We start from the raw sequence: 13189 nt of genomic DNA on the forward strand, positions 1-13189 counted from the left end.
AAAAAATGTTGTTAATGGTAAAAGATAATTAAAGATAAAAACGCCGGCTACTTCAAATCATGACAACAATCATTCGCCTGCTTGATTGTTATCATACAAACAGCCTCTGACAGAATTCGAGGTTACCGGGATTAATCTCAATTACGCCAATAACATCGCCCACCACCGTCCGGATAATATATATTTAAACAAAAAACGAGGTAGCCAGCAGGAGATTCCGGCCACTTCAAAAAGTTGATGAAGCATAAGGGATTTTAATCACTGTCGCATCAGGCAACAGCCGCCGGCCGGGAAGCATCATCAGGGAGTTTTGCGCGGCATGTGTTACTTTTAAAAAAGACTGCCTGACGCGATATGGCATAATTTTTCATGCCTGGGATCTTTTAAAGATACATCCGTTAACAAACCATGAGCAACTTCTATCATTTTACTTTCGTTGACTCATCCCAGTAGTAACTATCGGGAGTAGGCCGCTGGCCGAATATGGCCGTACCTACCCGCACAATGGTAGCCCCTTCTTCAATAGCCGTTTCAAGATCACCGCTCATGCCCATAGACAGCTCCTGCATTGTCACACCAGGAATTGCGGCAGCGCTGATCTGTTGTTGTAAGGATTTCAGGAGATGAAAACAGGCACGCACCTTTTCTGTTTCAGCGCTCAGCAACCCGATGGTCATTAACCCTTTTATGTGTAGCGTATCCAGGCGGGAAACCTTTTCTATCAGTTCCATAGCACCTTCCGGCAATACGCCAAATTTGCTTTCTTCCCCGGAAGTATTTACCTGTATCAGTACGTCCATCTGCCGGTTTTCCAACAGTAGCCGCTGGTGCAGCTTCTCCGCCAGTTCCAGCCGGTCCATCGACTGAATACAGGTTACCTCATATTTCAGCAGATCCTTGATCTTATTGGTTTGCAGGTGTCCGATAAAATGATTTTCATGTGGGATTGTTTTCAGTGCATCGTATTTTTCTTTCAGTTCCTGCACTTTATTTTCTGCAATCAGCGTATATCCGGCCTCCAGCGCCACCCTGATACGGTCCGCAGGAACTGTTTTAGTAGCCAGCAGCAGCTTTACGCTGTCGCTGCTCCGTCCACTTTTACTGCAGGCCTGCATGATGCGGTTGTTTATTTCCCGGAGATGCTGCCCGATTTCTTCACTCATATGTTCACATTTTTTGTCGTTGACTCCAGGTGGGCAATCAGGTTGGTTTTCACTTGCGTGAGCACATCATCTTTGGCTTCCGCGAAGGAAATATCCATTTTACGTTGTACCTGCCGCATATGTTCCGGGAAGCGGGACAATAAGGTATCGTAGTAGTTATTTAATACTTCTTCAGAAGGCATTTCAAAAGAAAGGTTGACCTGAAAACGCCGGATCAGGGCATGGTCTATGATATGCACATGGTTGGTAGCACCTATCAACAGGGCCTTTTCGGGGAAATAATCAATCAGCTGAATGAGTGTATTAACAAGGCGTCGCATCTCTCCAACGTCTTGTTGATCGTCGCCGCGGGCTTTTCCGATCTGGTCAAATTCATCTAAAAAGAGCACCGCTTTTTCGCGGGATGCTTTGTCGAATACCGCTTTGATATTTTGAGATGTTTCTCCTATGCGGGCGCAGATAATATTACTGAGGTTTAATATAAACAACGGCTTTCCCAGCGCATTGGCAATGGCTTTGGCGGTAGTGGTTTTGCCGCAGCCGGAGGCACCGTGTAACATTATTTTGTTATTGACCGGCAACCCATACTGTTGCAGTTCTTCCACGTAGTAATGTTCCTTGATCAGTTGCTCAATTGCTTTTCTTTTTTCTGCTGGTAGAAAAATATCATCCAGTTGTGTGGCTTCCTTATCCGCAATAATGAGATCGTAAATGTGCATAGTGACTGTTGTCCTTTTTTTGATGACGGATAATGCGGGTTGCATTATCACACCGCAAATGTACGGGATCCCTGGATGATGTAGATGGTCCCATTTTTATAAAATAGGTAGTCCAGCCAAAAAGAAGAGAAATGGCCAACAGGGGTAACATCTTCTTATTGATAAAGGAGCAGGCAGCACGGTAAAAGTCACTCCCCTATATACTCTTTCTTAATTCCAAGCTTTTTCATTTTCGATTTTAAAGTAGATGGATTAATACTCAGTATTTCGGCGGCAGCTCCGGGTCCCCATATCCTGCCATTACATTTTTTCAGAACGGAAATAATATAATCGCGTTCATTTTCATGGATAGTTTTCATACGGAAGTCGTCACTTCCTGGCTCCTGCTCTTTTTTAAACGGGATGGGCAAAGAAATATCGTCAAGGATATGTCCTCTTGTCAGCAGCACATTTCTTTCTATAAGATGTTCCAGTTCCCGGATATTGCCAGGCCAGTGATAAGACATCATTTTTTTAAGAACATCCTCAGAGATACCGCTGATCTTTTTCCCTGCTTTCAATTTATACTGGTTCATAAAATAATAGGCAAGGGCGGGAATGTCTTCTTTCCTTTCCCTGAGTGGAGGAAGCGTAATAGGAAAGACATTCAGGCGATAATACAAATCCAGGCGAAAACGGCCCTCTGCCACCTCTTTCTCCAGGTTTTTATTGGTGGCAGCAATAATCCGGACATCAATTTTGATAGTTTCTGTACTTCCTATGCGTTCGATCTCTTTTTCCTGGAGCGCTCTAAGCAATTTAACCTGTAGTTCAACAGGCATTTCTCCTATCTCATCAAGGAAAATGGTTCCTTTATCTGCCTTTTCAAATCTTCCGATTCTTTTTTCATTAGCGCCGGTGAATGCTCCTTTTTCATGCCCGAACAATTCGGATTCAATCAGGCCTGGTGGTAAACTTGCACAATTTACTTTAACCAGCGGCTTTCCCTTCCGGTCAGATAAATTATGGATACAATCAGCAATTTTCTCCTTCCCTGTTCCGCTCTCACCCAGTAGCAACACAGATGTTGCAGACCTGGCTACCTGGGAAACATGATCAAATACGTTTAGCAGCAAATGGCTCTTCCCTACTATCCCTTCAAAATCAACAGGGTTATGGTGATTCTCCGGAGTCCTGTAATTCCCTTCCGGCGCGGCACCTGCCGCAGGAACATATCGCATTTTGGATACCAGTTCTTCCATCCCCCTGGTTAGTACCCGTTGCACTCTATCGAACAATGCAACATGGTCCATGTGATAAGCATCGGCCCGGCGACTGAATAAGCAGCAATTAAATGACCTTTCATCTGTAAGTGGCAAAGGCAAAAAAAGCTGCGATCTCAATTGGAAGGTATCCGCAAACAGTTTATGCAGTGACGACCTGTGGCAGCTCTTTTCAAAGGCCTCTTCGTTGTAAAAAACGGCATCTGGTCCATCGTGGCTACAGGATTGCAGTGCTGCCAGTTCTCCGGTTGATTTTCCTGTAATCACCACCAGTTCTCCGGGGCCTATTACCTGGTATTCATCGAATCCTGTTCTTAAGAAACTGGTTCCGCAAAAAGAAGACCTGCCGATTTCATTAAAGCCAATCGTTATGTAGTCAAAAGGCATATAAGATTGAAGTAGCATAGCGATGCTTAACAGCTTTTGTGCGGGGTCTGTGGTTCCTGCAAAAATAGTCTTCATCTTATCAGGAAATCCGGCCTCGTTCCGGTAACGTGTTTCAAGGCTATGTTCATGGCGGTATTTCGCTATTTCCAATGTAACGAGCAAATCTTTTTCCCGGAAAGGCTTAACGAGGAAACCATAGGGTTGCGTCATCTTGGCTGCGGTTAGCACATCTTCATTGGAATTAGCTGACAGGTATACAAATGGAATATTTTCATCTGCTAACCGCGGTGCGAGATCAATCCCTGTTTGTTTCCCTTTCAAAAAAATATCCAGTAGCACAAAGTCAGGCCGCTCCTTTTTTATCATTTCCTCCGCCTGGATCATAGAACGGGCCATTCCTGTTACATTGTAGCCTGCCTGTGATAACATCAGCCGCAGGTAGTCCGCCTCAACAAACTGGTCTTCTACAATTAAAATTTTCTGTTTCATATAAGGTTAGCCGATTCGGCATTGTTAGTGTGATTTAAATGAGTTTGACCGGGGTAAGAGAAATGAATCCGGATCGCTGTCCCCGTCTGCGTTTGCATGGAGAATACAGCGTCGATATCATCACTCAAACCACGCATCAGTCTTATTCCCATTGAAGGCGGATTTTGTATATCAAAGTCTTCCGGCAAACCGATTCCATCGTCAATGATATTAAGTGAAACGTTATGATATCCGTCCTGTTTAAACAAAATGCGGATCACACCGGCGCTGTTACCGGGAAAAGCATACTTAATAGCATTGGTAATTGCCTCGTTCAATATTAATCCCAGCGGAATGCTATGAGACACGTCTAATTCAACAGGATCTATTTCCAGTCTGAACTGGATAGACTGGCGAAGCGAAAAACTACTTTTCAGGTAATTAACAAGTTCGTGAATATATTCGACCATATTAATTTTCGACATGCTCTCAGATTGATACAATTTCTGATGAACAAGGGACATCGCTTCTATTCTATGCCGGCTGTCGGCCAAAGCACTAACCACTTCTTCATTCTTCAGATACCCGGATTGCGTTCCCAGCAAACTCTGGACGATATGAAAATTATTCTTCACCCGGTGATGGATTTCCCGCACTAACCATTCTTTTTCCCGGACTAACTGGTAAAGCGTTGTATTCTTCTTCTCGATCTCTCTTTGTTGTAACTGAAGTTTCCGGTTAGTGCGCTGCTTCACTCTTGATGAATTAACCAGCAAACCAACAATGATAAGTAGTAATATCGCTACGCCCATTATCCAATTCCGGGTGGCATTCGCCTGCAACAACTTTCCTTTTTGCAGGCGGCTTTCCTTTTCGAGTAACCGGATATTCTGATCTTTTTTCTCCGTTTCATACCTGATCATCAATTCCTCTATTTGCTTGCTCTTGGCCTGGTTGAATATGGTATCATCCAGGCGTTTATACTCCTGGAGGCGACTGATGGCTGCTATCAGATTTCCGTTTGCCGAATCTGCTTTAAAAAGCAATAACTGTAAATCCCTGGCACGTCCACTGGTTGACATACCGTATTCCAAAGCCTGCTCCAGGTAGGTTCCTGCTTTTCCGAATTGCCGGGTTTCAATATAGAATTTACCCAAATCATAACAGGCAATATGCAGTAGTTCATCCGAAAGCTCCGCCTCCTTGTAATCATGGATCATTTGGATAAACTTCGCTTCCGCTTTTTTATTTTCTCCTACCGCCTCGTAACAGTAGCCCAGGCTTTGTGATAACGATGCCTTTTCAACCAGTTCTTTGGGAGGATTGTCCTTGGCCAGTTGCCGGAGCAGGCTAAAGGCTTCCTTTACCCGTCCTGCCTTGATCATCTGGATGGTTAGTAGCGAAGTGGTTCTATATATTACATACTGTGCAATACCTGCTTTCTGTCTTTCAGCAATACATTTTTTATACCAGTAGATACTTTTTTCTGTTTCTCCCAATTCTTCAAAAATCTGTGCCAGCTCGCCGTAATAATCATGGGTGAATCTCTGTCCCCCGGCCCGGTCGTTGTATTTCACGGCATCCAGTGCATACGCCAGTGCCTTATCCAAATTTCCCTTGTATCGTTCTCTCCCGGCCAGCACCAGATATATCTCCGGCAGATTCACAAAATTTTCAGCATTAGCTTCACTTATGATTTCCCGAAATGCATCTTCCGCTCCCCTTACATCTCCGGTTGATGAAAGAAAATCCATTTTCGTTAGCCGTATTTGTGTTTCTTTGCGAATCTTGTTTATCTGGTGGTAAAGATTGGCTGAACTGTCGAAATAGGCGGCAATAGCTTTGTCATTGACGTGGCATACCCATAACTCCTCTGCCATCATACGCCATGCATCTGCCTCGTTGGATTTTTCATGGTGCTGCTGATAAATCCGTACTACCTGCATGCAAAATTTTTTTCCCAACAAAACATTTCCTGTATCGATATTTAATTGCCCAAGGAGACAAAGTGTTACATTGGTGATCTCATTATTATTGGAGTTGACAGAATCGGCCAGCGCCAATGCTTTGCGGAGATAATAAAAGGCGCTATCCCTGGCCTGGGGGTTGGTCCAGAATTCTTTGTAATAAATTTCTCCCAGATCGTTGTATAACCGCTGCCGGCTACTATCGGACATCTCATGTCCGAGCTTTTGCCATACCCGTTTCTTGGACTCGGTTCTTGCTACCTGACCAAATCCTTTAAGGATACATAACAGAAAAAAAAACAGGAGTATAGGTTTCATAATGATATCAGCAACTATGAAGAATTGTTCCTATTAACTGCCAAAAAGCAACAGCTGCACACTATATCGTGTATAGTAAAGCTACAAATCTCTTCATAAATAGCATCATTTTTTTAAGCCCACTTTCGACCTGTCATAATAATCACTTCATTTCATGATATTCTTCTTAAAACCGTGAAATATCGCGGTGGCGCGTGACCCGCCCAATTGTATCTTCCTGGCTTTAAGTTACTTATATTTTTGGCACCGCGATGGTTGTTTGTCCGGAAACAGAACTGCAAATGATATCGTCAAACAAAACAACTATCGTGTTCATTACCGGGGCATTTGTTCATAACAGTTGCTGGCAGGAATGGCAAAATTACTTTGAGAAGCAGGGTTATCAAACGCTGGCTCCTGCATGGCCTCACAAAGGATCTACAGCTGAAATGCTCCGGAATAATCATCCGGATGAAGCAATAGCCTCCAACAGGCTGGCTGCCCTGACCGACTACTACGCTAATATAATAAAACAATGCCCGGGGAAACCGGTTTTAATCGGCCATTCTATCGGCGGACTTATGGTCCAGCTATTGCTGCAACGAGGCCTGGGGAGTGCCGGCGTAGCCATCCACTCCGTGCCCCCTCAAGGAATCATGACATTTAAACTTTCATTCTTAAAAGCAGGATGGAAAGCGCTTGGATTTTTCACCTCCACAAAAAAATCCTACCTGATGTCATTTAAGACCTGGCAATACGCCTTTACCAATGGTATGGATAACGAATCTCAAAGAGATGGTTACTACAAATATGCAATACCGGAATCAAAACTGATTGTCCGGGATACCATTTCAAAGGCCGCAAAAATAAATTTCGAAAACCCACATGCACCGCTGCTTCTTACCTCTGGCAGCGATGATCACACTATACCGGCATCATTGAATTACGACAACTATAAAAAATATAAAAAAAGTAATTCTATTACCGATTATAAAGAATTCAAAGGAAGAAACCATTTTGTATTAGGGCAGCCGACCTGGAAAGAAGATGCGGATTATATCCTGAATTGGTTGGAAAAGCTGCGGTAACTACCGGTTCCTCCTATCATCACACCTACAAAACAAAAACCTATAAATCACTCAAACATTTCAGCTATGAAAAAACACTATACAGTATTTATTGCTGCTATCATTCTGCTGTCCGCATGCCAGGGTAATCCCAAACAAGAAAAGCCGGTTAATGGTAATGCTCCCGACTCTACCAGCCAAACCATAGCAGTTCAACAGCCAGCCCCTCCTCCACCAAATTTCAAACATGTTACGGTCAAAGTAAATGGTGTAGACATTCACTATGTGACTGGTGGCGCCGGTGAACCATTGGTTTTACTTCATGGATTTGGCCAGAACTGGTACATGTGGAACCGTATCCTGCCTGAACTCTCCAAGCATTTTACGATAATAGCACCCGATCTTCCCGGCATTGGAGAGTCCGGAAAACCAGCCAACGGGTATGATAAAAAAACAATGGCCTCATATATACATGGGCTGGTTAAACAACTGGGACACGATCATATCAACCTGGCAGGTCATGACATAGGACTCATGGTTGCTTATGCCTATGCCGCTCAGTTTCCGAAGGAAGTTAACAAGCTCGCCCTGATGGATGCACTGCTTCCAGGTGTTGAGCCGGTGTGGAGCCAGGTCAAAGCATCTGCCTGGTGGTTCGGCTTTTTCTCATTCCCCGCTTCAGGTGAATTAGTAGCAGGAAAGGAACGTTTATTCCTGACCAATTTCTGGCCGGTAGTAGGACATGTAAAAGATGCTTTTACTCCTGAAGAAACCAACGAATTCGTAAGGGCATATGCCGTTCAGGGTGGTGTTACCGGTGCTTTTCACTGGTTCGGTGCCTTTGAGCAGGATGCAAAGGACAATAAGGAATTCATGAAAACGAAATTAAAAATGCCTTTGCTGGCAATGGGCGGTGAATATTTCGGTGCCGCTTTCCTCGTAGATCACTGCAAGCTCGTAGCGGAAAATGTGAAAGGCTCAAACATAAAAGGAGCCGGCCATTGGATTGTGCAGGAAAATACCGCACAGGTACAAAAAGACCTGGTTGACTTTTTTACAGCGAAATAAGTTTTTCCCTCCTCAAAAATTATAATTTATGAAAACATACCTATTGCTGCTCAGTATCACTTGTATGGCAGCCCTTCATCCTATCCTGCCCCTAAACGCCCAGTCGCCATTGCCTCCGGTAGTACCCATCTGGGATGGTAATGCGGTAGAACTACAACTCCATAAAGTGGCGGATGGCATCTATGCTATTCAACCCACCACCGTGGAAACAGAAACCACAAAGGGAATTCCGCAGGCAACCTCCGGTGGATTTATTGTAGGTGATAAGGGAGTAATGCTGATAGAATGCTTCCTGAATAAACGGCTTTTCGACCAGGAGATTAAATTGATAAGATCTGTTACCGACAAACCGATCATTTATGCCATCAATACCAGTGATCATGGCGATCATTGTTTTACCAACTACCTGCTGCCCGCATCAACTATTATTATCCAGAATGATTTTGCGAAAGAAAACCTGGGTAAAAATTTCGGGAACATCAAACAATTCATGATATCGTTGTTTGGCGCAAACCGTGGCATTGAAGAAGCGAAATACCGGCCTGCAGATATCACCATCGCCCGGAACAACACACTGACCGTTGACTTAGGAGAAGGTAAGATCGTTGAGCTGATCAATACCGGAACTGCACAATCACCTGCCGATCTCTTTGTGTGGGTCCCCTCTTCAAAAGTTTTCTGGGCGGGTAATCCTTTTATTGGCGAAAGTCCAACCATCCCATGGTTATTTGATGGATACTTCCTCGAGCCGGCCAACAATCTCAAAAAAATGTATGACCTGTTACCGGATGACGCCATTGTTATTCCCGGTCATGGCAGGATTACCAACAAAGCCGGTATCAAATATACCATCGACTATGTACAGTCGCTTAAGAAAAATGTGGAAGATGCCGTACGCAAAGGACTATCACTGGAACAAACCAAACAGGCAGTAACCATGAAAGAATACGATAAGGGATATACGCTGTTTAACTGGCTTCACTTCAACTTCAACCTGCCCAATGCTTATAAGGATATCAGCAGTAGCCTGGCGAAATAAGGTATTTAAACATCTGATTAAAAAATTAAACCCCATGGTAAGATTACTTCTTATTTCATGCCTGTTATTTGTTTTACGCGGTTCTGCGCAGGAAAAAGCAGACCTGGTCATTGTTAACGCAAAAATTGCCACCATGGCTAAACGCGGCGAATTCAAAGAAGCCGTTGCCGTGAAAGATGGAATTATCCTGGAAGTAGGCAGTACTTCGGTCATACTTTCCAGGTATAAAGGCAGCACTACTAATGTTATTGATGCCAAAGGAAGAACCGTTATTCCCGGGCTGAACGACAGTCATATCCATGCCATCCGGGAGGGACTTAACTACAATGCAGAACTCCGCTGGGATGGTGTTACTTCTTTAAAGAAAGCGATGGAAATGTTGAAAGAACAGGCATCCCGAACACCTCCCGGCACCTGGATCAAAGTAGTTGGAGGATGGAATGAATACCAGTTCGAAGAAAAAAGACAGCCCACCATTGCCGAAATCAATGAAGCCGTTCCCGACAAACCAGTATTCATCACTTATCTGTATGGAAAAGCTTTCGTTAATAAAAAGGGGATTGAGCTATTAAAGTATGATAAAAATACCCGGTATGAAGGCAGCCTTATTGAGCTGGATTCAACGGGCACCCCTACCGGCATGCTGTATGCCAAAGAAACGCCGAAAGCGATTTATACCACACTGGCATTAACTACAAAACTCAACCAGGAAGAAAGAGTGAACTCAACGCTTCAGTACTATCATGAATTAAATAAATACGGTTTAACCAGTGTAATAGATGCAGGTGGCGGAGGACAATTCTATCCGGACGATTACGCTGTTGCAGCAAGTCTTGCCCGGGAAGGGAAGTTATCACTTAGAACATCCTATTTCCTCTTCGCACAGTTGTATGGTAAAGAATTGCAAAATTACCAGGATTGGGTAAGGTCAACAAAATTAAGGCGAAATGACAACATGCTCCTTCCGAACGGATATGTAGCGGAAGGCGCCGGAGAAAACCTGGTAGCCAGTGCAGCAGATTTCGAAAATTTCCTGGAACCCCGTATTGTACTTTCCGACAGCATGGAAGCAGACCTGGAGCCTGTTATCCGGCTATTTGTACAAAACCGCTGGCCCTTCCGGCTACATGCCACTTATGGTGAATCCATAGACCGGATGTTGAATGTTTTTGAAAAAGTAAATAAAGTCACTCCGTTTAACGGGCTACACTGGCTGTTTGATCATGCCGAAACGGTCACTAACTCAGAACTGAATCGCATTAAACATTTGGGAGGTGGCATTGCCGTACAGTTCCGGATGTATTACCAGGGCGAACTCTATCAAAAAATGTATGGTCACCCCAACCACCAGATCCCGCCTATAAAACAAATGCTCAAAATGGGTATCCCCGTTGGTCTCGGTACGGATGCCACCCGCATTTCCACCTTCAATCCCTGGATATGCCTGCATTGGGCAACAACCGGCAAAACAATAGGTGGCTACCAGTTCTGGCCCAGGCAGGATGTCCTCACAAGATTTGAAGCCCTGCAACTCTATACTGTTGGCAGCGCATGGGTAAGCCAGGACGAAAAACTGAAAGGCAGGATCATCAAAGGGCAGTATGCTGACATGGTCATTATCAGCAAGGACTATTTCACGATTCCCATTGATGACATCACTAGTATCCACTCCCTGCTGACCATCGTTAATGGTAAACCGGTTTATGGCGAAGGAGACTATGCAGGTCTGAATAAATCGATGCCCCTTGCTATACCGGAATGGAGCCCGGCCAGGTATTATGATGGATATCATCAACAATAAGAAAACCAGTTTATAAAAATAACATTTTGAAATCTGTAGAAAAATCCAGAGATGAAAAACATCCCCATCATATTTGTATTGCTGGTTTTAACGGCGCATAGTCAGGCGCAAAGCATCCCTGCTTTCAAACAACTCCGGTATGAAGAAGATTATTCGCTGTTCAGGCAGGATACCAGCAGGGATTGGTATAAAGCAACTAAATTCACGCCGCTTTCAAAACATAAACAAGCCTATGTAAGCATAGGAGGCGATATCAGGTATCAATACCAATGGTTCCAAAATGAAAACTGGGGCGAATCGCCTCCGGATCACGATGGTTTTATCCTTACCCGCTACCTGGTACATGCCGATGTACATGCAGGGAAAAATTTCAGGACCTTTATTCAAATGCAAAGCAGTCTTGCTAACGGCAAAGCTTATGCTCCTTCCCCGGTAGATGAAAATCAGCTGGACCTCCACCAGGCATTTGCAGACATTATAATGCCGCTTGCAAACAAACAAGGACTGATTTTAAGAGTCGGCCGCCAGGAGTTGCTGTATGGCTCACAGCGATTGGTGGCTGTTCGTGATGGACCGAATAACCGTCAGTCTTTTGACGCCATCCGTCTCCTATACACACGCCCCAACTGGAAAACCGATCTTTTCTTTTCTCATTTTGTCCGCTCTCAGCAAAAAATATTCGACGACGGCTTTAATAAGAACACGAAATTCTGGGGCATATATGCGGTCCGGAACAAAATTCCGTTTTTCAGGAATGTAGATGTATATTATTTCGGGCTATGGAAGAACAATACCAAATTCGATGATGGTGCAGGGAAAGAGCTACGGCATTCTTTAGGTAGCAGGATATGGGGCAATTCAAATGGCTGGCGGTACGATATAGAAGGACTTTACCAGTTCGGAGACTTTGCAGATAAAACAATTGCTGCATGGACATTCTCAGTAAATACCGGGTATAAATTTCAAGATACCAGGCTTAAACCCGAAATCGGTATAAAAACCGAATTAATCAGTGGAGACAAGAAGTATAACGACGACAAACTTCAGACTTTCAATCCACTATTTCCCAGGGGAGGATATTTTGGTCTTGTTTCTATCATCGGGCCAGCCAACTTAACTGATATTCATCCTTCCCTTACATTGGACCTATCATCAAAACTATCGCTCAACATGGACTATGATATTTTCTGGAGATACAGCGCACATGATGGTATATATGGGCCCAATGTTGCGTTAATCTATTCCGGTAAAACCAGTGATCATAAATTTATAGGAAAACAGCTTTCGGCAAACCTGGAATATACGCCCAATAATTTTCTTTATTTCCGCGGAGAGTTTACCTGGTTTCAGGCGGGAGACTATTTAAAAGATGTGGGGCCGGGAAAAGATATTTTATTTACCGCAATTACCACACAACTCAGGTTTTAACATCATCCAAACTAAATAGCTACTTTTGTTCAATGAAACGTTTTATTGTTTGTAACAACTGTGGCACCCGCGTTTCGGGCTTATTAGATCAGCAGGTAGCATTGGATTTCATCGGAAAAATGAACGGCGAATTATTGCTATCAGAAGGGCAATATGGTATTGATGATAAAGGGGACTATTATATCTTTATTGGGGATAAACATCACTTGACTTATCATCCTGATCAGAACAGAATGATTGGCTGTTGTGGTCCTTCGCCGGAGGGATTACCTAACCTGGTGTGCATTTGTAAATCAGAAACAGGCAGGGAGGTAACAGATTGTCTGACGGCGCATTACATCACCCTGTACAAGAACGCAGCAATGATAAAAGAAGACAGTACCGGCTTACTGGCAGAAGTATTAGCCCTGCCCATAGCTGAAGAAACTAAATATCAATACGAAATTTTAATCCAGTATGGAGATACGGCATCTGTTTTAAAAGCACTAGGGAAATAACGTGGTGCGTCGATTTTATCAAAACG

The 13189-nt window shown here is 43.8% G+C and carries 10 protein-coding genes; 6 read left to right on the top strand and 4 right to left on the bottom strand.

What is annotated here, in order from left to right:
- Positions 1-422 precede the first annotated feature (422 nt).
- From J7623_RS13705 to J7623_RS13720, 4 genes are all read right to left on the bottom strand, one after another.
- Positions 423-1163 (bottom strand): YggS family pyridoxal phosphate-dependent enzyme, encoded by a 741-nt coding sequence (locus J7623_RS13705; protein ID WP_291920871.1) that lies wholly within the window; start codon positions 1161-1163, stop codon positions 423-425.
- Positions 1160-1882 carry an ATP-binding protein gene (locus J7623_RS13710; protein WP_291920872.1) on the bottom strand — a complete coding sequence of 241 codons (723 nt, stop codon included), beginning with the start codon at positions 1880-1882 and terminating at the stop codon, positions 1160-1162. Before J7623_RS13710 ends, J7623_RS13705 begins: the two co-directional genes overlap by 4 nt.
- A gap of 188 nt (positions 1883-2070) precedes the next feature.
- The gene (locus J7623_RS13715) at positions 2071-4020 is read right to left on the bottom strand and encodes a sigma 54-interacting response regulator (protein ID WP_291920873.1); all 1950 of its coding nucleotides are present in this window, start codon (positions 4018-4020) and stop codon (positions 2071-2073) included.
- Entirely contained in the window at positions 4017-6176 is a 2160-nt protein-coding gene (locus J7623_RS13720) for a sensor histidine kinase (RefSeq protein WP_291920874.1), read from the bottom strand. The genes J7623_RS13715 and J7623_RS13720 overlap by 4 nt, the downstream gene beginning before the upstream one ends.
- 389 nt (positions 6177-6565) lie before the next feature.
- Between J7623_RS13720 and J7623_RS13725 the strand changes: the two genes are divergently transcribed.
- The 6 genes from J7623_RS13725 to J7623_RS13750 all read left to right on the top strand — a co-directional run bounded on the left by J7623_RS13725 (position 6566) and on the right by J7623_RS13750 (position 13163).
- Positions 6566-7351 carry an alpha/beta fold hydrolase gene (locus tag J7623_RS13725; protein WP_291920875.1) on the top strand — a complete coding sequence of 262 codons (786 nt, stop codon included), beginning with the start codon at positions 6566-6568 and terminating at the stop codon, positions 7349-7351.
- A 66-nt stretch (positions 7352-7417) separates the two neighbouring features.
- Complete coding sequence (locus J7623_RS13730; RefSeq protein WP_291920876.1) at positions 7418-8398, top strand: alpha/beta hydrolase; 981 nt, start codon at positions 7418-7420, stop codon at positions 8396-8398.
- Between the two features lie 28 nt (positions 8399-8426).
- On the top strand, positions 8427-9437 hold the full coding sequence (locus J7623_RS13735) for an MBL fold metallo-hydrolase (RefSeq protein ID WP_291920877.1): 1011 nt from the start codon (positions 8427-8429) through the stop codon (positions 9435-9437).
- A gap of 34 nt (positions 9438-9471) precedes the next feature.
- On the top strand, positions 9472-11238 hold the full coding sequence (locus J7623_RS13740) for an amidohydrolase (protein ID WP_291920878.1): 1767 nt from the start codon (positions 9472-9474) through the stop codon (positions 11236-11238).
- Between the two features lie 51 nt (positions 11239-11289).
- On the top strand, positions 11290-12666 hold the full coding sequence (locus tag J7623_RS13745) for an alginate export family protein (protein WP_291920879.1): 1377 nt from the start codon (positions 11290-11292) through the stop codon (positions 12664-12666).
- A gap of 32 nt (positions 12667-12698) precedes the next feature.
- The gene (locus J7623_RS13750; protein WP_291920880.1) at positions 12699-13163 is read left to right on the top strand and encodes a hypothetical protein; all 465 of its coding nucleotides are present in this window, start codon (positions 12699-12701) and stop codon (positions 13161-13163) included.
- Positions 13164-13189: the final 26 nt, after the last annotated feature.

Source organism: Chitinophaga sp. (assembly GCF_017745275.1).
In the GTDB taxonomy this organism is placed as follows: domain Bacteria; phylum Bacteroidota; class Bacteroidia; order Chitinophagales; family Chitinophagaceae; genus Chitinophaga.

Bases quoted from the DNA above. Each gene is read 5' to 3' on its own strand.
- J7623_RS13705 (WP_291920871.1), bottom strand. From the start codon at position 1,163: ATGAGTGAAGAAATCGGGCAGCATCTCCGGGAAATAAACAACCGCATC.
- J7623_RS13710 (WP_291920872.1), bottom strand. From the start codon at position 1,882: ATGCACATTTACGATCTCATTATTGCGGATAAGGAAGCCACACAACTG.
- J7623_RS13715 (WP_291920873.1), bottom strand. From the start codon at position 4,020: ATGAAACAGAAAATTTTAATTGTAGAAGACCAGTTTGTTGAGGCGGAC.
- J7623_RS13720 (WP_291920874.1), bottom strand. From the start codon at position 6,176: ATGTCCGATAGTAGCCGGCAGCGGTTATACAACGATCTGGGAGAAATT.
- J7623_RS13725 (WP_291920875.1), top strand. From the start codon at position 6,566: ATGATATCGTCAAACAAAACAACTATCGTGTTCATTACCGGGGCATTT.
- J7623_RS13730 (WP_291920876.1), top strand. From the start codon at position 7,418: ATGAAAAAACACTATACAGTATTTATTGCTGCTATCATTCTGCTGTCC.
- J7623_RS13735 (WP_291920877.1), top strand. From the start codon at position 8,427: ATGAAAACATACCTATTGCTGCTCAGTATCACTTGTATGGCAGCCCTT.
- J7623_RS13740 (WP_291920878.1), top strand. From the start codon at position 9,472: ATGGTAAGATTACTTCTTATTTCATGCCTGTTATTTGTTTTACGCGGT.
- J7623_RS13745 (WP_291920879.1), top strand. From the start codon at position 11,290: ATGAAAAACATCCCCATCATATTTGTATTGCTGGTTTTAACGGCGCAT.
- J7623_RS13750 (WP_291920880.1), top strand. From the start codon at position 12,699: ATGAAACGTTTTATTGTTTGTAACAACTGTGGCACCCGCGTTTCGGGC.